General features: G+C 45.8%; 21 protein-coding genes. 13 read left to right on the plus strand and 8 right to left on the minus strand.

The features are described 5' to 3' along the window. Window positions 1-70 precede the first annotated feature (70 nt). A complete protein-coding gene (locus QM657_RS16550; protein WP_415067808.1) occupies window positions 71-718 on the minus strand; it encodes a GntR family transcriptional regulator in 648 nt (215 codons plus the stop codon). 167 nt (window positions 719-885) lie between these two features. Then, the gene (locus QM657_RS16555) at window positions 886-3,492 is read right to left on the minus strand and encodes a cation-translocating P-type ATPase (RefSeq protein ID WP_415067809.1); all 2,607 of its coding nucleotides are present in this window, start codon (window positions 3,490-3,492) and stop codon (window positions 886-888) included. 191 nt (window positions 3,493-3,683) lie between these two features. Here QM657_RS16555 and QM657_RS16560 point away from each other — a divergent pair, with 191 nt between their 5' ends. From QM657_RS16560 to dhaM, 10 genes are all read left to right on the plus strand, one after another. Beyond that, entirely contained in the window at window positions 3,684-4,166 is a 483-nt protein-coding gene (locus QM657_RS16560) for an S-ribosylhomocysteine lyase (protein WP_415067810.1), read from the plus strand. A 50-nt stretch (window positions 4,167-4,216) separates the two neighbouring features. Continuing rightward, entirely contained in the window at window positions 4,217-5,218 is a 1,002-nt protein-coding gene (locus tag QM657_RS16565) for a hydroxyacid dehydrogenase (RefSeq protein ID WP_415067811.1), read from the plus strand. Continuing rightward, entirely contained in the window at window positions 5,211-5,873 is a 663-nt protein-coding gene (locus QM657_RS16570; protein WP_415067812.1) for a thioredoxin family protein, read from the plus strand. The genes QM657_RS16565 and QM657_RS16570 overlap by 8 nt, the downstream gene beginning before the upstream one ends. A 258-nt stretch (window positions 5,874-6,131) precedes the next feature. Further along, entirely contained in the window at window positions 6,132-6,701 is a 570-nt protein-coding gene (locus QM657_RS16575) for a glycerol-3-phosphate responsive antiterminator (RefSeq protein ID WP_415067813.1), read from the plus strand. A 100-nt stretch (window positions 6,702-6,801) separates the two neighbouring features. After that, window positions 6,802-8,298: a glycerol kinase GlpK gene (gene glpK, locus QM657_RS16580; RefSeq protein ID WP_415067814.1), complete on the plus strand. Its 1,497-nt coding sequence runs from the start codon at window positions 6,802-6,804 to the stop codon at window positions 8,296-8,298. A gap of 56 nt (window positions 8,299-8,354) precedes the next feature. Continuing rightward, a complete protein-coding gene (locus QM657_RS16585) occupies window positions 8,355-9,068 on the plus strand; it encodes an MIP/aquaporin family protein (protein WP_415067815.1) in 714 nt (237 codons plus the stop codon). A gap of 126 nt (window positions 9,069-9,194) precedes the next feature. Next, window positions 9,195-9,413: a hypothetical protein gene (locus QM657_RS16590; protein WP_415067816.1), complete on the plus strand. Its 219-nt coding sequence runs from the start codon at window positions 9,195-9,197 to the stop codon at window positions 9,411-9,413. 80 nt (window positions 9,414-9,493) lie between these two features. Further along, a complete protein-coding gene (gene dhaK, locus QM657_RS16595; protein WP_415067817.1) occupies window positions 9,494-10,480 on the plus strand; it encodes a dihydroxyacetone kinase subunit DhaK in 987 nt (328 codons plus the stop codon). Between the two features lie 23 nt (window positions 10,481-10,503). Then, complete coding sequence (gene dhaL / locus QM657_RS16600; RefSeq protein ID WP_415067818.1) at window positions 10,504-11,130, plus strand: dihydroxyacetone kinase subunit DhaL; 627 nt, start codon at window positions 10,504-10,506, stop codon at window positions 11,128-11,130. Between the two features lie 5 nt (window positions 11,131-11,135). Next, window positions 11,136-11,516: a dihydroxyacetone kinase phosphoryl donor subunit DhaM gene (dhaM, locus tag QM657_RS16605; RefSeq protein ID WP_415067819.1), complete on the plus strand. Its 381-nt coding sequence runs from the start codon at window positions 11,136-11,138 to the stop codon at window positions 11,514-11,516. Window positions 11,517-11,668: 152 nt separating this feature from the next. On the opposite strand, the gene QM657_RS16610 is transcribed toward dhaM, so the two are convergent. The 3 genes from QM657_RS16610 to QM657_RS16620 all read right to left on the minus strand — a co-directional run bounded on the left by QM657_RS16610 (window position 11,669) and on the right by QM657_RS16620 (window position 16,211). Beyond that, complete coding sequence (locus tag QM657_RS16610; protein ID WP_415067820.1) at window positions 11,669-13,513, minus strand: alpha-amylase; 1,845 nt, start codon at window positions 13,511-13,513, stop codon at window positions 11,669-11,671. A gap of 53 nt (window positions 13,514-13,566) precedes the next feature. Continuing rightward, window positions 13,567-15,378 carry an ABC-F family ATP-binding cassette domain-containing protein gene (locus tag QM657_RS16615; RefSeq protein ID WP_415067821.1) on the minus strand — a complete coding sequence of 604 codons (1,812 nt, stop codon included), beginning with the start codon at window positions 15,376-15,378 and terminating at the stop codon, window positions 13,567-13,569. A gap of 77 nt (window positions 15,379-15,455) precedes the next feature. After that, a complete protein-coding gene (locus QM657_RS16620; RefSeq protein WP_415067822.1) occupies window positions 15,456-16,211 on the minus strand; it encodes an exodeoxyribonuclease III in 756 nt (251 codons plus the stop codon). A gap of 233 nt (window positions 16,212-16,444) precedes the next feature. Here QM657_RS16620 and QM657_RS16625 point away from each other — a divergent pair, with 233 nt between their 5' ends. Both QM657_RS16625 and QM657_RS16630 read left to right on the plus strand, forming a co-directional pair. Continuing rightward, on the plus strand, window positions 16,445-16,654 hold the full coding sequence (locus QM657_RS16625) for a hypothetical protein (protein ID WP_415067823.1): 210 nt from the start codon (window positions 16,445-16,447) through the stop codon (window positions 16,652-16,654). Window positions 16,655-16,735: 81 nt separating this feature from the next. Beyond that, window positions 16,736-17,014, plus strand: a complete 279-nt coding sequence (locus tag QM657_RS16630; protein ID WP_415067824.1) for a hypothetical protein — start codon at window positions 16,736-16,738, stop codon at window positions 17,012-17,014. Between the two features lie 267 nt (window positions 17,015-17,281). Here the strand turns inward: QM657_RS16630 and QM657_RS16635 are convergent, their stop codons facing one another. The 3 genes from QM657_RS16635 to QM657_RS16645 form a co-directional block, all read right to left on the minus strand. Continuing rightward, window positions 17,282-18,673 carry an IS1182 family transposase gene (locus QM657_RS16635; protein WP_415067825.1) on the minus strand — a complete coding sequence of 464 codons (1,392 nt, stop codon included), beginning with the start codon at window positions 18,671-18,673 and terminating at the stop codon, window positions 17,282-17,284. A gap of 650 nt (window positions 18,674-19,323) precedes the next feature. Beyond that, window positions 19,324-19,719 carry a hypothetical protein gene (locus QM657_RS16640; RefSeq protein WP_415067826.1) on the minus strand — a complete coding sequence of 132 codons (396 nt, stop codon included), beginning with the start codon at window positions 19,717-19,719 and terminating at the stop codon, window positions 19,324-19,326. A 140-nt stretch (window positions 19,720-19,859) separates the two neighbouring features. Then, window positions 19,860-20,249 carry a hypothetical protein gene (locus QM657_RS16645; protein WP_415067827.1) on the minus strand — a complete coding sequence of 130 codons (390 nt, stop codon included), beginning with the start codon at window positions 20,247-20,249 and terminating at the stop codon, window positions 19,860-19,862. A 765-nt stretch (window positions 20,250-21,014) separates the two neighbouring features. On the opposite strand from QM657_RS16645, the gene QM657_RS16650 reads away from it, so the two are divergent. Continuing rightward, window positions 21,015-21,374, plus strand: a complete 360-nt coding sequence (locus QM657_RS16650; RefSeq protein ID WP_415067828.1) for a BlaI/MecI/CopY family transcriptional regulator — start codon at window positions 21,015-21,017, stop codon at window positions 21,372-21,374. Window positions 21,375-21,521 lie beyond the last annotated feature (147 nt).

The following is a 21,521-nucleotide window of genomic DNA, read 5'->3' on the forward strand; positions in this document are numbered from 1 at the left end:
AATCTGCATATAAAAAAACAGTTAAAAGATCAAAGCATGATCTTTTAACTGTTTTGTATAATGATCTCTCTTATTTTAATGCATGCAATTCCAAAATCTCTTTTTTCACTGCGAGGATATCTCTTTCCAAAACTTTGCAGGCATCTTCAACATCTCTTCTCTGTAATGCTTCTGCAATTGCAATGTGATTCCTTCCATCTGATTCACTTTTCTTCTGCCAGGCGGACTGGAAATATTGTGATATATACTGGGCGCTTTGCTTAATAGTCTGAGTCAAAACGTGATAACCGATTGTATTTCCATTTAAGGAATACAGGTATCTGTGGAATTCATAATTTCTGGACCAGTTTTTGGAAATAATTCTATCCCTGTCTTCCTCGTGCTTAAGAGCTATTTTTATCAGAATGTCTATATTTTCATCTGTAATTGCAGCAACTGCTTTTTTCAGGCCGCTGATTTCAATATCAACACGGAACTCCAGGATATCGATAACTTCCTTAAGTGTGACAGGTGTCACCTGATACCCCAGCCTGGGAATATTCTTTAAAATTCCATCCTTGCATAATTCAATCAGCGCTTCCCTCACCGGAGACTTGCTCACATTATACTGTTCAACTAATTGCTTTTCCGTAAGAATGTCATTCTGCCTGTATATTCCATTGGTAACATCATCATAAATCCCCTGATACACCTTTTCCTTCAAGGTTTCACTTCCCATTGTGTCCCTACCTTTTGTAAAATTTTAACACAATTCTCTAATATTACTTGTGATATCACTATATCAGATTATACACAATCTTTCAATACCTCTTTATGAACTTCAATCCGCTGCAAATGGCTGGAGCAGGAACACCTTCCTGCAGCGGAGAGAAGGTGCACCCGTTATCAATGAAGGCTTTCCCGTATGGTCTTAAACGCCTGAATCCCAAGTGTGGGAAGCACGGCAAATATGAAGATGGAAAGAAACTGTCTGGCTGTTAAATCCGCCACATAAAAAAATGCATGAAGCCCCGGCACAAACAGCACTGCCGCCAATAGCACTGCCCCAGCCTCAAAAGCCATAATGGTCCACAGATTGCTTTTAAGCCCGATCTTTAATATGGAATGGCTGCTGCGGCAGTTAAAACCGTGAAAGAGCCTTGCTAAAGTCAGGGTGGAAAACGCCATGGTGCTGGCCGCCTGTTCGCTTCCCGTGACCAGCCCTGTGTGATAGGCCGCCATAGTGCAAAAGGCGATGAAGGTGCCCTGCAAGAGAATCTGAACGACAAACCGCTTTGTCAGTATCCCCTCCTTGGGGTTTCTGGGCGGGTGGGCCAAAAGGTCCGCCTCCGCCTGTTCCATGCCAATGGCAATGGCCGGAAGGGAGTCTGTCAGCAGATTGATGAACAGCAGGTGGACCGGAACAAAGGGGGTGGGAAGGGCCAGGAAGGAGGTGTACACCACGCAGAGGATTCCCGCCATATTTCCCGATAAGAGAAACTTGATGGCATTGCGGATGTTCCGGTAAACGTTGCGCCCGTTGGCAACCGCTTTTATGATGGTGGCAAAGTTGTCATCCATGAGAATCATGGCAGAGGCATCCTTTGACACCTCGGTTCCCATCTTTCCCATGGCAACGCCGATATCAGCCTGTTTTAAAGCCGGGGCATCGTTGACCCCGTCTCCTGTCATGGCTACGATGCGGCCTTTTTTCTGCCAGGCGCGGACGATCCGAAGCTTGTGTTCCGGGGAAACTCTGGCATAGACACTGATGTTTTCCAGCCTTGCCTCCAGCTCCTCTTCCGCCATATCGTCAAGCTCCGGACCGCTGACCGCGATCCCGTTTCTGTCCAAAATCCCGATTTTTTCTGCAATAGCCGCTGCCGTCACCTTGTGATCTCCCGTGATCATGACAGGGCGGATTCCCGCTCTTCTGGCGCTTAAAACCGCATTTCTCGTTTCCGGGCGGGGCGGGTCCATCATGGCCGCCATGCCCAGGAAGGTGTATCCGTCCTCTGACTTTTCCGTCAGCTCCTCCTGCTCTCCCATTTCCCGGCAGACAAAGGTGAGGACCCGAAGGCCCTGTCTGGAAAAGTCCAGGTTCTGCTCCGTCATGGCCCGGCGGTCCCCATCCGTGATGGACCTGATCCCGTCCCAGGTCCAGATCTGGGTGATCCGGGGAAGGAGCACATCCACGGCGCCCTTGGTAAAGAGCATCCGTTTTCCTTCAATCCGGTGAAGGGTGCTCATCAGCTTTCTCCTGGAATCAAAGGGAATCTCTCCGATTCTGGGATACCAGGACTTCACTTCAGCCTCCTCCAGACCTGTTCTCTCCGCCATCTGAATCAGGGCGGCTTCTGTCGGGTCTCCCAGCAGCTTTCCCTCGCCGTAGGCAGAGTCATTGTTTAACACGGCATCATACAGCAGATATTTATGTACGGAAATTTCCGTATTTAAAAGCTCCGGAACGTAAAGGCGGTTGTTGGCATAAACCTGCTGAACGGTCATCCGGTTCTGGGTCAGGGTTCCCGTCTTGTCGGAACAGATGACGGAAACGCAGCCAAGGCTTTCCACTGCCTTTAAATCCTTGATAATGGCATTTTCCCGGACCATCTTCTGGGTGCCCATGGCCTGCACAATGGTGACTATGGAGCTTAAGGCCTCCGGTATGGCAGCCACAGCAAGGGCTACGGCAAACATCAGGGAGTCCAATATGGGCATCCTGCGGTAAAGGCTCAAGCCAAAGACCCCGGCGCAGATAATGAGGATTGCCGCCGCCAGCCTGCTGCCAAACTGGTCCAAGCTCACTTCAAGGGGCGTCTTTTTCTCTCCCGTATCGTTCATTAAAGCAGCGATACGGCCTATCTCCGTATTCATCCCGGTTCCTGACACCACTGCCCTGGCTCTGCCTGAAGCGACGAGAGAACCGGAAAACACCATGTTGGTCTGTTCCGCTAACGGCACCTTTTCCCCTCTTAACCTCCCCGTCTTCTTCTCCACGGGAACCGATTCCCCGGTTAAGGAGCTTTCATTGACCAGAAGGGAGTGGTTTTCCAACAGCCTGCCGTCAGCCGCCACCATATCTCCTGCCTCCAGCAGCAAAATATCCCCCGGCACGATCTCAGCCGAAAAAACCTCCTGCTTTTTTCCATCCCGGATCACCTTTGCAATGGGAGCGGACAGGGCCATCAGGCTATCCAGAGACTTTTCAGCCTTCTGATGCTGTACGGTTCCTAAAATTGCATTTAACAGCAGCACTGCAAATATAACTCCTGTGCTTTCCACGTCACCGGAGACCATGGAAATGACTGCCGCTATAATTAAAATAATGACCAGCAAATCCTTAAACTGGTCTAAAAATACTTCAAAAGCGCTTTTCCGTTCTGCTTTTTTCAGCATATTGGGCCCGTAGATTTTCCTGCGCCTTAAGATTTCCTCAGAATTCAGCCCGTTCTGGCCTGCCTCCAGCCGCTTCAGGACCTCTTCCTCTGATAAACGAAACCATTCCTCCATACTGACGCTCCTTCCCATTTCTCCTACTATGGTATGAGGTGGGAATGGGATTTCATGAATGAATCTTACCGGGCGGCAAGGGGGCGGCCCGTTCTTTTTGCCTATTGCAGGAAAGCAGATTTTTTATTATAATTTCCCTATGACATGGAAACCTGAGGCTGACACGATACAACAGAAAGGATACAATTCCTATGGAGAAAATCACAAGCTTTACCATAAACCACTTAGAACTGCTTCCGGGCATCTACGTTTCCCGCAAAGACCTTGCTGAAAATGCGGTCATCACCACCTTTGACCTGCGGATGACCCGGCCTAATTTTGAACCGGTCATCAATACCGGGGAGCTTCACACCATCGAGCATTTAGGGGCCACCTTCTTGAGAAACCACGAAACCTTTGGTCCTAAAATCCTCTATTTCGGCCCCATGGGCTGCCGCACCGGCTTTTACCTTCTCTTATCCGGAGACTACAGCTCCAGGGACATCGTTTCTCTGGTTACGGAAATGTATGAATTCATCCGGGACTTTGAAGGAGAGGTGCCAGGCGCTTCGGCCAGAGACTGCGGCAATTATCTGGACATGAACTTAGGGATGGCAAAATACGTGGCAGGAAAGTACTTAGATCAGGTTCTGTACGGAATCGGTGAGGAAAATCTCATTTATCCGGAGAATTGATCTCTGACTGACCATGCCTTTCTATGAAATGAACCCGAAGGGAGGAAGAGATGTATAAAGTATTAATACCGAAAACCATTTCCAACACAGGGGTGGAGTATCTTCTGGAAAAAGGCTGCGAGGTCATCATCGGAGCTCCCTCTTCTCCTGACGATCCCCGTCTGGAGGATTGCGATGCCATTTTACCGGGGGGAAAGTCCAGGATCAAGTACGATAAAGACGTTCTGGACCGGTGTAGGAACTGTAAGATCATCGCCAATTTCAGCGCCGGATATGAGCACGTAGATGCCGTGTATGCAGAACAGGCCGGGATTTATGTCACCAATGCAGGGACCGCCAACTCCAACGCTGTGGCGGAGCACACTTTATTTCTCCTGCTGGCCTGCGCCAAAAATCATGAAATCATGTCAAAGGCAGCCTATACAGGCAGCTTTTCCATCAGGGCAACGGTGTTTAATTTAGAACTCCAGGGAATGACCCTGGGAATCATCGGTTTTGGCAACATCGGACAAAGGGTTGCAAAGAAGGCGGTTCACGGATTGGGAATGAAAGTCCTCGTCTATTCGCCCAGCCTGACGAAAGAACAGCTTCCTGAGGGCGTCCAGCTCGCAGCCGATAAAGATGAGATTTATCGTATAGCGGATTTTATCTCTCTTCACGTTCCCCTGACAGAAGAAACCATGCATATGGTTTCTAAGGAACAGTTTGACATGATGAAGCCTTCTGCTTACATCATCAATGTTTCACGGGGCGGCATTATCAAGGAAGAGGACCTGATCACAGCTATAGAAGAAAAAAAGATCAGCGGAGCCGGGCTTGATGTCTTTGAGCAGGAGCCTCTTCCCGTTGACAGCCCTCTGTTCCGATATGAAAACATCATTATTTCTCCCCACTGCGCCGCCAATACGGTTCAGGCGCTGGAGAATATGGAACTGTATGCGGCAAAAGATATCTGGCGGGTGTTAAACGGGGAGGAGCCGGAATTTCCGGTAAATCATCCGGAAAAAAATAGAATGCAGGGAAAACCGGACAGGAGGATTTCAAATGATTAATTTATCAGGAATACCGAAGACCAGCAGTTTGATCGATGAAGGCTTAAAGGAACAGCTCACCGGCATCTTTTCCAGAATGCCAAAACCGGTGGTGCTAAAAGCTGTCGTTGATATGAAACAGGAAAAGGATGCTGAAATGGCATCATTTCTGCATGCCATTTCTCAACTGGGGAGCCAGTTGAGCGTGGAGCTCTACACTCCGGCAGAAGCAGCCTCTCACGTTCCTGACCTGGACACGTCTTATCTTCCTGTGACCGGGTTTTACAAAAACGGCCAATACCGGCGGGTCGCCTTTCACGGGGTTCCCGGAGGAAAGGAAATCAACTCCTTTATCCTGGCCATCTTAAATCTGTCGGGAGACTGTCAGGACGTACCGGAAAAGTTAAAGAAACGCATCGGGACGCTGAAAAAAGCATCGAATATCAAGATCTGTGTGTCCTTATCATGCCATCACTGCCCGGCAGTGGTAACGGCATGCCAGCAGATCGCCATTTTAAGCCCAGGCGTTGAAGCTGAGATGATCGACGCGGCCCTTTACCCGGAACTGGTGAAGAAGTTCAACATCTCAAGGGTGCCCATGATCATCACGGATGACCGCGACATTTATATGGGAAGCAAAACCATTGAGGAAATAGTCAATTTGTTAAAGTTTTAACCAATAAAAACCCACAATTTTATATACACATTTGTGAAAACCCAACAATTTTAAGCAATCAAAACGTCAATAATATATACAAATCACAACAAATAATTTGAGGCTATTGAAAATATGTGTGCAATGTGCTATATTGGACTAAGGTTAATATATTGTGCAGAGACGACGGAGAGCATGGGATACCAACAGAAATGTTGATTATATTCCATGCTCTTTTTTTCTTAAAGGGGTGCTTTGTGTTCAGGAAAGGAAGAATCCATGGATCAGAAATTTTACGACCTCATTGAGGCCAGCCCGGTGATCGCAGCCGTTAAGGATATGGAGGGCTTAAAGGCCTGCTGCGAGGCGGAGGATGTAAAAGTAGTTTTTGTTCTGTTCGGCGATATCTGCAATATCGGTTCCATTGTAAAGAAGATCAAGCAGTCAGGAAAGGTTGTAATGGTGCATATCGATCTGATTACGGGGCTGGGCAGCAAGGAGATTGCTGTGGATTTTATCAAAAATAATACGGAAGTGTACGGAATCATCTCCACCAAACCAGCGATGATCAAGCGCGCCAAAGAGCTGTCGCTTTACACCATGCTGAGAGTTTTTATTCTGGATTCCATGGCATTTGAAAATATTGAAAGACAGGTGAATCTGGTACGCCCGGATATGATCGAAATTCTGCCGGGACTGATGCCCAAGATGATCCGGCGCGTCAGCCAGCTTGTGAAGATTCCGGTGGTTGCCGGAGGCCTGATCTCCGAGAAGGAGGACGTGATGGCCGCACTGCTGGCAGGGGCCATATCCGTATCGTCTACGAATCAGGATGTGTGGAGGCTCTAACAGCAATACAACAATACATAAGGTAGCTATACTGTTCCTTTCAGAAAGAACAGTTGGTACAATAGAGGCAAATAACAACCAATTATTAAGGAGGTCTTTTATGGCAAAGTATGTAATGGCATTGGATGCGGGGACAACAAGTAATCGCTGTATTCTCTTCAACGAAAAAGGTGAGATGTGCAGTGTGGCTCAGAAGGAATTTACACAGTACTTCCCGAAACCCGGCTGGGTAGAGCACGATGCCAATGAGATTTGGTCCAGTCAGCTTGGCGTTGCAGTAGAGGCAATGTCCAAGATCGGTGCAGCGGCTGAAGACATCGCCGCAATCGGTATCACCAACCAACGTGAAACCACGATTGTATGGGATAAAGAGACCGGAGAGCCGGTTTATCACGCAATCGTATGGCAATGCCGGAGAACTTCCGAATATTGTGACTCTTTAAAGGACAAAGGACTGGTTGACACATTCCGCACAAAAACCGGACTTGTAATCGACGCATATTTTTCCGGAACCAAGTTAAAATGGATTCTGGATGAGGTGCCGGGTGTCAGAGAGCGCGCCGAGAGAGGAGAGCTTCTGTTCGGTACTGTAGAGACCTGGCTGATCTGGAAGCTGACCAAAGGAGCTGTCCATGTGACCGATTACTCCAATGCCTCACGTACAATGCTGTTTAATATCAATACTCTGGAATGGGACGACGAAATACTGACAGAACTCAATATTCCAAAGTCCATGCTTCCGGAAGCCAAACCTTCAAGCTGTGTATACGGAGAATCCGATCCCCAGTTCCTGGGCGGCCCGATTCCTATCGGCGGCGCAGCAGGCGACCAGCAGGCAGCCCTCTTCGGCCAGACCTGCTACAATCCGGGCGAGGCAAAGAATACATACGGAACCGGCTGTTTCATGCTGATGAATACCGGCGAGAAGCCCGTTTTCTCAAAGAACGGACTGGTTACCACCATTGCCTGGGGTCTGGACGGCAAAGTCAACTACGCTCTGGAAGGTTCCATCTTCGTAGCCGGTGCGGCTATTCAGTGGCTGCGTGACGAGCTGAGAATTATCGATTCCTCACCTGATTCCGAATATATGGCAACGAGAGTAAAAGACACCAACGGCTGCTACGTAGTGCCTGCATTTACCGGTCTGGGAGCACCTCACTGGGATCAGTATGCACGCGGAACCATCGTAGGTCTGACCCGCGGTATCAACAAATACCATATCATCCGCGCCACTCTGGATTCCCTCTGCTATCAGGTGAACGATGTCCTGCAGGCCATGAGAGCGGATTCCGGAATCGAACTGGCTGCTCTTAAGGTCGACGGCGGCGCAAGTGCCAATAACTATCTGATGCAGACCCAGGCTGATATCATCAATGCCCCGGTTCACCGTCCCCAGTGTGTCGAGACAACCGCCATGGGAGCTGCTTATCTGGCAGGTCTGGCTGTTGGTTACTGGGCTACTAAGGAAGATGTTATTAAAAACTGGGCCATCGACAGACAGTTCCAGCCTGCAATCGACGAAGAGCAGAGAACATCTATGGTCCGCGGCTGGAATAAGGCAGTGAAATACGCTTACGGATGGGCTAAGGAAGATTAATTGCTGCACTGAGAACGTTTCACATAAATCCATAATAAAAAGAGGGGACTACTATCATGTTAGTTTATATTGCTGAATTTATTGGAACTTTTTTGCTGATATTATTAGGTGACGGAGTTGTTGCCAATGTAACCTTGAATAAATCGGGTATGAAAGGGGCAGGCTCCATTCAGATCACTTTTGCCTGGGGTCTTGCAGTTATGCTTCCGGCGTTTATCTTCGGAGCTTCTTCAGGAGCACATTTTAACCCGGCACTGACGATCGCGCTGGCGGTAGAGGGAAGCATGGCCTGGAGCCTTGTTCCCGGCTATATCATCGCACAGTTTGCAGGTGCATTTTTAGGCGCTTGTATGGTTTACCTCATGTTTAAGGATCAGTTCGACGCTACAGATTCCGCAGGCACAAAGCTTGGCGTATTCTCAACCGGACCTTCTGTTCCTAACATGGGACGCAACATTTTAAGTGAAGCTGTCGGAACATTTGTGCTGGTATTTGCCATTAAGGGCCTTAGCCAGGCAGGCGCAGTTCCTCCAGGAGTGAGCAACCTTCTGGTATTTGGAATCATCGTATCCATCGGTATGTCTCTGGGCGGTCTGACCGGTTATGCCATCAACCCGGCCCGTGACTTAGGACCCCGTCTGGCTCATGCTGTTCTGCCGATCAAAGGCAAGGGCGATTCCAACTGGGGTTATGCACCGGTTGTCATTATCGGACCCATCGTCGGCGCAATTGCAGCAGTTCTTCTGTACGGTGCGATTCCCTGGCAATAAGATATCATTGGCATACGTGTTTCCTTCGGCGTCAAACAGGACCGGTACCGAAAACCGCCGGTCATAGCACCCGGTAAAATGAATAAAATTAAATTGAATCGGAAAGACAGGAAAGGAGGGAAATGCATGGAGAAAAAAAAGCTGGATATCACCAACATGAACGGTGTGACGGAGGATGAAGACACAACCTGCGGTTTGAATGACATGAACTGTGTTGGCGAAGACGAGGTGAACACCTGCGGTTTAAATGATATGAACTGTCTGGGAGAAGAGGACGATACTTCCTGCGGGCTGAATGATATGAACTGCCTGGAGGATGAAGAAGAGAAAAAAGACAAAAAATAAGGCGTTGTTACTGTTCAGAGACTTCTATAATAGAAGTCTCTGAAGCGTATATGAGGAAATCATGAAAAGGGGGTTTCATAATGAAAAAATTCATCAATGATACGGCACTGGTTGAGGAACAGATGATTTTGGGAATGGTAAAAGCATATCCCCATCATTTAAAGAAGCTGGACTGCGGTAATGTGGTCGTACGCGCCCACAAAAAGGAAGACAAGGTCGCCTTAATCAGCGGCGGCGGCAGCGGTCATGAACCGGCCCACGGCGGCTTTGTAGGTCAGGGCATGCTGGATGCGGCAGTTGCCGGAGCAGTCTTTACCTCACCCACTCCTGATCAGATTTACGAAGGAATCAAGGCAATCGCCACAGATGCCGGTGTGCTGATGGTAGTTAAAAACTATACCGGAGATGTCATGAACTTTGAGATGGCAGCCGAGATGGCGGAGATGGAAGGCATTCAGGTATCGTACGTGGTGACAAACGACGATGTGGCTGTCAAAGACAGCCTGTATACCGTTGGCCGCCGGGGCGTGGCCGGCACCGTTTTTGTACATAAAATTGCCGGTGCCATGGCTGAACAGGGAGCTTCCCTCAGTGAAGTACAGGCCGTAGCACAGAAGGTGATTGACCAGGTCCGTACCATGGGTGCGGCAATTGAGCCGTGTACGGTGCCTGCTGCAGGAAAACCTGGATTTGAACTGGCAGAGGATGAGATGGAAGTCGGCATCGGCATCCACGGCGAGCCGGGAACTCACCGGGAAGCGCTGAAACCGGCAGATGAGATTGTGGACCTGCTTTTGGAGCAGATTCTCGCTGATATCGATTACACCGGCAGCGAAGTGGCAGTGATGATCAACGGAGCTGGAGCCACACCGCTTATGGAACTGTTTATCATCAATAACCGTGTTGCAGACGTCCTGAAAGAAAAGAATATCCATGTGTATAAAACCTTTGTCGGTGAATACATGACTTCCATTGAGATGCAGGGCTTCTCCATTTCACTGCTCCGTCTGGATGATCAGTTGAAGGAGCTTTTAGACGCCCCAGCCGATACACCGGCATGGAGATAATACGTACGGAGAGGTGATGCAGCATGGCAGACAGCAGTAAAGTAATTGAGATTATCAGAGCAATCGGGCGCAGCATGGCGCAGCACAAGGAAGAGCTGACGGCGCTGGATCAGCCTATTGGCGACAGCGATCACGGCATTAATCTGGCCCGCGGCTTTGAGGCGGTTGAAAAGAAGCTTCCGGAGCTGGATGGGAAAGACATCGGAACCATCTTAAAAACAGTGGGAATGACCCTGGTCTCCACCGTCGGAGGCGCATCCGGTCCCCTTTACGGTTCGGCTTATATGAAGGCCGGTATGGCATTGGCGGAAAAAACCGAAATGGATCAGAAGGATTTCCTGGAGATGATGAAGGCTGCCTCTGATGCCGTGATGCAGCGCGGCAAGGCGGTTTTAGGAGAGGCAACCATGCTGGATGCCATGCTTCCTGCACTGAAAGCCATGGAGGAAGCTGACGCCGCCGGTGCATCCGCTGAGGATATGCTGGAGGCCGGCGTACAGGCTGCCTGGGCCGGCACAAACCACACAAAGGACTTAATTGCCACCAAAGGACGGGCCAGCTATGTGGGCGAACGCGGGCTGGGCCATCAGGACCCCGGCGCAACCTCATTTTCCTATATGCTTGAAACGATTGCACATTGGAAAGGATAAGAAAAATGGTTGGGATTGTGATTGTTTCACACAGTGAGAATCTGGCAAAAAGTGTGGTGGAGCTGACCGCCATGATGGCCCCTGATGCCAGAATCGCACCGGCCGGCGGTCTGGAGGACGGCAGCTTCGGCACAAGTTTTGAGAAGATTCAGGCTGCCATCCAGTCCGTGTATTCCGACGACGGGGTGCTGGTGCTGATGGATATGGGCAGTGCGGTAATGACGACTGAGATGGTGATAGAAATGATGGAAGACATGAAAGTAGCCATGGTGGATTGCCCGCTGGTTGAAGGGGCAGTCGTAGCAACCATCAATGCAGCCGCCGGAATGGATTTTGACACGCTCCGGCAGGCGCTTTCTACTGTCGCATCATCAAATAAGTTTTAAACAAAAGGGCAAACTCATCCTGTTCCCATAAAAGAGCTTTGATCCGGTCTGTTTGACCGCTTAAAAGCACAGCTATGGGAAAGCGATGAATTTGCCCTCTTCAATTTTTATAAAAAACCGGAAAATAAAAACTTCGTAAGCGGAACCCTCAATCAGAAAGGCTGCCCCACAAATACCACAATCGTCCTGGGAAGAACCATGAACCGTTTTCCTTCTGCTGCCGGCCCTGTGGTCTCTTCATACATGCCGTTCACTTCATGTCTGTCCGTGTGGAAAACCACATGCCACTTCTCCCCTTTGGGAACGGTGGGAAGATCAAATTCGTGAGGCTCCCAGTGCATGTTATAAACCACGTAAAAGTGGCTGTCTCTCGCGCCATCTGCCTTTTTCCCATAGTTTCCGCAATAGAAAATCCCAAGCTGCCGCCGAAAATTTTCAAATTCCGGGCGCCATGCCTGTACGCCGTGATAAGACATATCAGGAAGCCCGCAGGAGAGATAATCCATAATCCGGGGCTCTTCATGTCTGTGAAACACCGGATGGGCCTTTCGGAAAGCGATCACTTCCTTTACAAAGTCAAAGAGGTCTTTGTTACTCTTTTTTAAATTCCAGTTGAGCCAGGACACTTCATTATCCTGACAGTAAGCGTTGTTATTGCCTGACTGGGAATTGCCGAATTCATCTCCTGCCATGATGAGAGGTGTTCCCTGGCTTAAAAACAGGAGCAGGAATGCGTTGCGAAGCTGCTTTTTCCGAAGCTCTGCCACCTTTTTCCGCCTGGTGGGCCCCTCTGCGCCGCAGTTCCAGGAATAGTTCACATCACTTCCGTCCTTGTTATTCTCCCCATTTGCCTCATTGTGCTTCGTATCATAGGAGACCATGTCCATCATGGTGAATCCATTGGTATTGGCCATATAGTGAATAACGCCGAAATCAGCAGGATTTCTCCGGCTCTGGTAGGCCAGGGCCTTCATCTGGTCCTCATCTCCCTTAAGCACCCGCCTCATATCAATCATGAATCCGTCGTTGTACTCTCCTAAATGCTTTACCTTTCCGCCGGGAATCTCTCCCCAGCTATCTGCCAGAAGCTTGATTCTGCTCAAATAAGGGTCCCGGCCCAGCAGCTCCAGAGGAGGGGCTCCTGCAAGCCGCAGCCCGTCTACATGGAATTCCTCTGCCCAGAACCGGGCCGCATCGAGAACAAACGCCGGAGATTCTTTTCCAGTAAAATAAAGCTCCGGAATCACTTCAATGCCTTCCTGATGAAGTGCCTTTACAAGACTTTTAAACTCCAGATCAGGTGTCTTTTCCTTCCCTGAACCGTAAGATGCCTTTGGAGCGAAGTAAAATCCGGGACCGTATCCCCAGTAATTTAATTTTCCCGTGGGTTTATCCACATCATGAGGGGCTCCGGGTGTGTGTTCCTGCATGATGACCTCGGAGAATTCATTGACCGGCATCAGCTCCACCGCCGTGATTCCCAGCTCCTTTAAGTGAGGAATCTTCTCCTGTATGCCCTGAAACGTCCCTTTATTCTTTACCCCGGAGGAAGAGTGCTTTGTAAATCCCCTTACGTGAAGACGGTAAATGATGGTATCCTCATAAGGAGTCTGAGGAAGCTTATCATCTCCCCAGTCAAACTCAAAAAATTCCACCGGACTTCTTAAGGTCCTGGAAACGTTCTCCAAGTCCCCCCATATCTCCCGCCCGGCAAACCGCCTTCCATAAGGGTCGGCAAATGGCTTTCCATCTATTTCAAAGCAGTATTCCAGACCTTCAAAATCTTCCCCCAGAAGAGCCATGCTCCACACATCACCCCTTCTGTATTCCACGGGAAAGGAAAGAGCCTGAACCGGTTTTTCTCCTCCCTTTTTAAATAAAAGGACCCGGCACACCTCTCCCTCTGCGGCCACGCAGAAATGAATCCCTCCATGGATTTTAGAAAGTCCCATGGGATACCCCCGTACCTCACGTTTTGCTATCTTATACTGTTCCATATTTCCTGTCTCCTCCGCCCTTGGTCCGCTTCAGGGAATGCCTTTGTCATCAGTTACTGGTTTTCAATCTGTTCCGCCAGATCATTTAGATACATCCACCGCTCCATCTTCTCCTCCAAAAGCCGCTCCTGCTCTGTCTTTTCTTCCATCAGAGCATTCAGCCTGCTGTAATTGGAGGCCGCTTCTTCCATCTGCCCTTCTAAGGCCTGGATTTTTTCCTCCAGAGCAGCCATATCCTCTTCAATCGTATCCCAATCCTTCTGTTCTTTATAAGAAAATTTGAGCTTACGCTCTCCTCTTGGCTTTTCCCGGTTCTTTTTTACCTCTGTTTCAGACCTCTTCTCAGCTTCATCCTGGCCTGGAAGCCCGTCCGGATATTTGGCCTGAAAAGCAGCCTGATAGTCCGTATATCCGCCTTCATACTGGGTCACTGCCCCCTGTCCTTCAAAGGCAAATATACGCCGCACCACCCTATCCAGAAAATACCGGTCATGGGAAACGGCAACCACAATTCCCGGAAAACTGTCCAGATAATCTTCTAAAATGGTCAGAGTCTGGATGTCTAAGTCATTGGTGGGCTCGTCCAATAAAAGCACGTTAGGAGCTTCCATCAGAATCCGGAGGAGGTAAAGCCTTCTCTTCTCCCCTCCCGACAGCTTTTCCACCAGGGTGTACTGAACTTCAGGAGGAAATAAAAACCGTTCCAGCATCTGAGATGCGCTGACGCTTCCGTCCTTTGTCTTTACATACTCAGCCGCATTTTTAATATAGTCAATGACCCTTAAACTGCCGTCCATGTCTTCGCTTTCCTGAGAAAAGTACCCCATTTTCACAGTCTGCCCCACAGTGACCGTTCCGGAATCCGGTTCCAGCCAGCCTGCAACGATCTTCATCAAGGTGGATTTTCCCGTTCCGTTGGGTCCGATAATGCCGATTCGGTCATTTTTGAGGAAAATATAGGTGAAATCCTTCATCAGCACCTTTTCCCCATAAGCCTTTGAGATTCCCTCCAGCTCCACAGTGGTGCGCCCCAGACGGCTTCCAATGGAATCCAGCTCAATGGTCTGGTCAAACTCCGGCCCCTTCTGGTCCCGGAGGGTTTCATATCTTTGAATGTGGGCCTTCTGCTTGGTGGACCTGGCCCTGGCACCTCTTTGCATCCACTCCAGTTCCACCCGGAGGATGGACTGGCGCTTGCGCTCCGCCGCCACTGCCATATCCATGCGCTCTGCCTTCAGCTTTAAATAGCCCCCGTAATTCTCCTGATAGCTGTAAAGCTTTCCCTTATCCAGCTCCACAATCCGGTTGGTAACGCTGTCCAGGAAATACCGGTCATGGGTCACCATCAAGAGGGCTCCCTTAAAGCGGCGCAGATAATCCTCCAGCCAGTCAGCCATGGTGCTGTCCAAGTGGTTGGTAGGCTCGTCCAGAACTAAAATATCCGCAGTGGACAGCAGGACGCTGACTAATGCCACCCTCTTTTTCTGGCCGCCGGAAAGGGTTTCCACCTTGGAGTCAAAGTCTGTAAAGCCCAGCCTGGTCAGCATGGCCTTGGCCTGGCTTTCCATGTCCCAGACATGCCCGTGGCCCTCATTTTCCCGGACAATGCTCTGGAGTATGGTATCTCCCGCCTGAAACTCCGGATTCTGGGAAAGGAAGCGGATATCTAAATTCCTTCCCTTTACTACTTTTCCCTCGTCTGGCTCTTCCAGCCCCGCCACAATCCGCAGGAGAGTGGACTTTCCCGTTCCGTTAATGCCGATTAAGCCGATCTTTTCCCCTTCATTGATGCTGAAGCTGGTATCATCAAACAGCAGCCGTTCTGTATATGATTTTGTCAAATGGTCAATAGTCAGTAAATTCATTGTTTCTCTTTCTCTCCTGTCTCGTTCTGCCGGATTGCCAATTCTGCCGGATCGCCCGTTTTACCGGGTTACCGGTTTTACCGGATTACCAGCTCCACCGGGCAATGGTCGGAGCCCAGCACTTCTGTATGGATGGACGCACTTTCCAGCCTGTCCTTTAAACTTTCTGAAACGCAGAAATAGTCAATGCGCCACCCTGCATTTTTCTGTCTGGCGCTGAACCGGTAAGACCACCAGGAATAAATCCCTTCCTGATCCGGGTAAAAATGGCGGAAGGTATCAATAAAGCCGTTTTCCAGAAGGCTGGTGAACTTCGCCCTCTCTTCATCGGTAAAGCCTGCATTCTTCCGGTTGCTCTTGGGATTTTTCAAGTCAATTTCCTTGTGGGCAACGTTTAAATCACCGCAGAAAATAACCGGTTTTTTCTCCTCCAGCTTTTTTAAATAAGCCAGAAATGCCTCTTCCCATGTCATCCGGTAGGGAAGGCGGGCCAGCTCGTTCTGGGAATTGGGAGTATAGCACGTAACCACATAATACTCCGGAAATTCGGCTGCAATGACCCTTCCCTCTTTATCATGCTCCTCCATGCCGATTCCGTAAGCCACTGATATGGGTTCTTCCTTTGTAAAGATCGCCGTTCCTGAATAGCCCTTCTTCAGCGCATAGTTCCAGTACTGGTGATAACCCGGCAGGTCAAGATTGATCTGTCCCTCCTGCAGCTTACTTTCCTGAATACAGAAAACATCTGCATCCATCTCTTTAAAATAATCCAAAAAGCCTTTCTCCACGCAGGCACGAAGGCCGTTTACATTCCAGGAAATCATTTTTTTCATCGTCGTCACCTCAAAATTAAAGATAGGAATAGTATACCATTTTCCTGTAAATTAGAAAAGGGAAGAATTACCTGGAATACCATTCAATGAAAAAAACAGAAGACCGATGATCCTGTTTTCCTCCTTTTAAACCGTTATGCTTTCATTTATATTGGGAAATTTATAAAAATATTGACCACCCGGTCATTCCGCGTTATGCTTTAGATGAGATAAGCGGGCAGCTTCTGTTTGAATTGTCAGAAGGACAGGGAAATACTGTATTACATTTTAGAGAGTCCCTGCCGGAAGAATTTTCATTGCCTGAAAGAAATATTGCGGGCTGGTCGCTGGTCTTATTGCGTTTAAAAGATGCGATAGAAGGAAGAGAAGCTGATTTTTCCAACGAAAAACATCCCGAAGTTCCAGAACAATACCGGTTGAAAATTGCAGCGTTAAAGGAATAGTCTGCATTTTTCTGCTGTATTTAATAAAATTAAAAAGGTGAGGAAAAAACGATGGAGATTAAACCACAGACTGTCATCAAAATGACGGTAGTCAAGAAGAATAACTATTGTCCCGTTTTTAGTGAAGGCGACGAGATTATCATTAAAAAGCATTGCTTTGATACTACAGTCAACAAACTGGTCAAATACTGTTATGCGACTCTGACGGATCTATATCCTAAATGTAATAGTTTAAGGAAACAGCCGGTGGGGACAAAAGATTATTTTTTATGCCGTGACAATGGAATCATTGAGTTCGAACTGGAGAGAATGGACGATGAACTTTATGATTTTGAACAGGAAAATATAAGCGTTCAATAAGGTCATCCAGATCGATGATTTAAAAATTTTCTCCCGGTAAGGCGCAATTCAGCGTCTGAATCGTGTTCCTCAAAGAGGTTTTATCACAGTTTCATTAACATCAAAATACGTTTTTTCTTCGCAGAACAAAACAGGAGGGTGTTGCAAAAAGCATCATTGAAAAAGTATGCACCCTCTTAACACCTAAAAACACAAGAAGGCTGATTCCATCAGTCACTCTTGTGTTTTTTTGCGTACTTTAATAGCCCTGCCTTTTGGGAGGACTTTTTATGCTGATTTTACTTTAAACAGATAGTTTTCAAGCCGTTCACTTTGGATCTTTACGTGGAGTTTATTGATGTTGTATCCAAAACATAACAATAGAACCTCCAGTTTCACCTTGGTTTTCCCTCTTAATAGAAATCTCTGAAACTCATAGTCAGTTTTTAATACCCCAAAGGCTCCTTCCACCTGGATCGAACGGTTTACACGGTAACGGATTCCTGTTTCTGTTCGGATATTTTCATATGACCTTTTCTGCTTTTCTATAAAAACCTTTGATACATACAGTTTTTTATTCTTCTTTGATTTCGTACATTTCTCCCGGTGCTTACATCCACTGCAGTCTTCACATTCATATATCGTGACCCTGGAACGATATCCACTTACTGACTTCCTGCTGGTCATTCCTGCCGGCCATAACAGCCTGTTATTATGACATACATATACATCGCCTTCTTCCAGATACCGCATGTTTTCCCGTCTGCTTATATCCTTCTTAAAGCTTCTCTTTTTCCATTTTTCATAGAGTTGGGGTTTTATATAGGGAGTCTGCCCGGTTTCTTCCAGGTATACATAATTCTCTTCCCTCTCATATCCGGCATCTGCGGTTATGCTGGGATAGCGGTATCCGCTTTTGTTTTCCTGCTCCTTTAAAAAGGGAATCAGTGTTCCATAATCACTCCGGTCCTGAAAAATACCGGCACTTATGATAAATTCGCTGTCTACGCCAATCTGTACGTTATAACCCGGTTTTAACTGGGCATTTCTCATATGATCATCTTTCATGTGCATAAAGGTTGCATCCGGATCGGTCTTTGAATAGCTGTTTCTCCCCTCAAACCGGGAGTGATGTAAGTCGTAGAGCATCTGGCGGCTTAGGAACTTCTCAAACATCTCAAGATATTTCTGGTGAATCGATTTTCTATTGCCCCGTCCATAGGCCATGGATATCTGATGCTCCCTGCAGTAGATATTTAGATAATTGCAGATTTCCTGTAGCTTCACTGCCCGCTCGTCCTGGGACCAGGAGAAACAGCAGCTGTATTCCGCGTTAAGAAGCTGTATGGCAGCTCCAATCTTTTCAGACATACGGCTTTCCCATCTTCCCACCGACTTTTTCCAGACAAATGTATATTTATTGGCACAGGCCTCCAGTTTTGTCCCATCAATAAACAGGGTCTCACCTGAAACAAAACGTCTTTCAAATAGTTTCCGGACAAACTGATAGAACAGATCTTCACAGGCATCTGCAAGAAAACCTGTCCGGAATCTTGCGATGGTTGTGTGATCGGGGGCCTTCTGACCGGAAAGGAGCCACATGAAGTTGATATCCCGGCGGCAGGCCTTTTCGATTTTTCTGGAAGAATAAATGGCGACATTCCAAACCTGCCAAGCCATGTTTCAGACAAGAATGTAAAGAATAAGCCCTTTCTGCTGTTGGAAGGTGTTAATTACGATAACAATGACAATCCGCTTTTATATGCAAGGGAGTATATTGATTCAGAATTGATTCAGTTCAGTATGATACGGCAGAGAAATATTGATTATTCTAAATGAGAAAATAGATTTGCATAAAAGACGGAAATCCAGGCGTTTTTTACGATTGAGTTTTCCGTCCACTTCTACATTCTTGTCAGAGTTTTCCCGGATAAAAATACAATTTTCTGAGTGCCTATACATCTTTTATAAGACCTCCTTTGGACAAATAAATATCAACAATGTTTCAGTCTTGTAATGGAAGGCATATGTTCTCAACTCTTCTGTAAGATTTTTCCGTGTTATATTTCTTCTATATTTTACTCCTGATTACAGAGGACAAGTTTTCCCATAGCTTTATCTATTTATTATTTTTAATTCGCCTTTATCGCAGACGTCCACGTTACAATTATGGCAAGAATGCTCTGCAAAGGAAAAATATAGGCTCCTACAGAAAGTCGAATAATAAGTTATCTTTTAAGAATGAGTTTATTATGGAAAAAGTATCATCAATACATAACATCAGATCTTATTAGTACGTTTATAGAAAACCTCAAATATCTTTACAAATCTTATTCTTCATTAATCTTAATAGAAGATACATTTGGAATATTTTTATTATCATCTAATAAAAGTAACTCTTCAATATTGTCAATTTCATCTGCTGGAATTTTCCAGGAATACCAAATAGTAATGATATCCCCTGTTTTCAAGTTGGAAAAATCAATAACATTGTCCTGATTATCAAAAACATTTATTTGCGAATTATTTCTGATAATATATTGTCCTGTTTGCCCTTTCCGATTATCAGGAAATCCCTTAATCAACAGTTCGTTTCTTGAATTTGACATAATTTCTGCTCTAAGCGATATATCATAAGTTTTTGTTTTTGATAGATCTTGAAAAATAATTATTGTCAAAATTAGTATTATTGTAATCAATACTAGGTATATCATTTTTTTCTTCATAATAATTCTCCCTCTTTATATAAAAATTATATTCTTCATATATTGTATTAATCCCTGCCAACTATAGTAAACGAAGTCAACAGGGATTAATCCTATAATCTATAAATTGTCAGTTTATTAATTGCTGTACAGACCAACAATTATGGTGTTATCTTAATCAATGCTGTATATGTTTTTGAAGAGCCGGGTTTGTAATAATTACATTTTACGGTAGCATAAGTACCCTGTGGAGCAAGATATACTGATGCATTAGTATAATGACCTACTTCACTACTTTTTGCACTTACATACGCATCTCTTACTTCAACAATCTTATGATTGGCATCATCAACAACGTATGTAACATCAAATTCAATCATTTTATCATCATTCCACTTTGATATATGATGCGTAAGTAAAATTTGCGGGGAAATATTAATACTACTAGCAATATGTGATTTTGGCATAGCTGCTAAACTTACTGATGACGGCATGATGAATAAAATAGCAGTTAGTAACAATGATAAAATTCTATTAATTGTTTTTTTCATAAAAATTCCTTTCTCAATAAGTACATACACAAGATAATAAGTGTATGAAGGTTTATAAAGTGGTTAATGTGATGAGTTGATATTTGGAGCTTATGCACAGTGTTGTTATAAAATTACATCATACATAGGAATCATCCCCTTTAAAATGTAGTTTTATTTATACTAATATAGAAGCAAACAATTACTTTATCAATATTGGCTAAACAAATTAGTCATGGTATCATTTCAATTCAAAATTCATATTTAAATAAGTGCCTGTGTACCTTATAAATTCAATAATAACGGAAAAAATCCCCAAGACAGTGCCAATGTTCTAATTATAGATGATTCTATGTTTGAACATAATCGTTCCCAAAAGGTGAAGCTTCTTACCAAAGTATCTGACTATGGCAAACACAGCTATAAATTTGGATTTCATATGCTTACATAGGGATGGTTACATGAATGCACTTCCAACATTACTAAAGTAGAAACTTCAAGCTACATAACCATCGAACATTAATAACTGAACAACTGCCAGATATTGAATCTTCAGGATGCATAACTAAAATCAATGTGCGAAATTTGAGTTCATAATAATATCCCCATAAATTTTAATGTTAAATTACTACATCTTGTAGTAATTTAACATTATCATGATATCTTTAAAAAGTCAATAATATCAGCAAACAATCTTTCTTACATTTCTCTTTATTATCTTTTTCATTGACATTACTACTTCAACGTAGTAATATCAAGTAATAAAATTGGAAAGGGTGACTAGTGATGCGATTTATTCTTTCAAGTACAGAACAGAAAATAATGGAATTATTGTGGAAAAATCAAAAATGGATGTCAGGAGCTGATTTTTGGGAGTATTTCAATAGCAATGGGCAAAATTGCAAGCGTCAAACAATTAATACTTATTTATCTCGCATGACACAAAAAGGACTTCTTATAAAAAACGAGAAAAAATATATGTATGCATATACAAAAGAAGAATTTGAAGAGAAAAAAGCAGAAGAAGTATTAAACAATTTATACGAAGGGTCACTTGAAAAATTTGTTTTTGCATTAACTGGAAACAAAAAAATCAATAGTGATGAAGCTGCTGAATTAAAAAAGTATTTAGATAACTTTGACTGAGAAGCATATAAACATGATTCAGGTTCTGTTTAAATATAGTTCTTTCATTAGTAAGAATTTCATCTGCGGTTTCATTAATTTAAAGCACATTCTCCCCCTCCGCATAAAAACACAAGGTGGATGGCATTGATAAGCTGTCCACCTTGT

Origin of the sequence: Lacrimispora sp. (assembly GCF_047605665.1) — a bacterium.
GTDB lineage: Bacteria > Bacillota > Clostridia > Lachnospirales > Lachnospiraceae > Lacrimispora.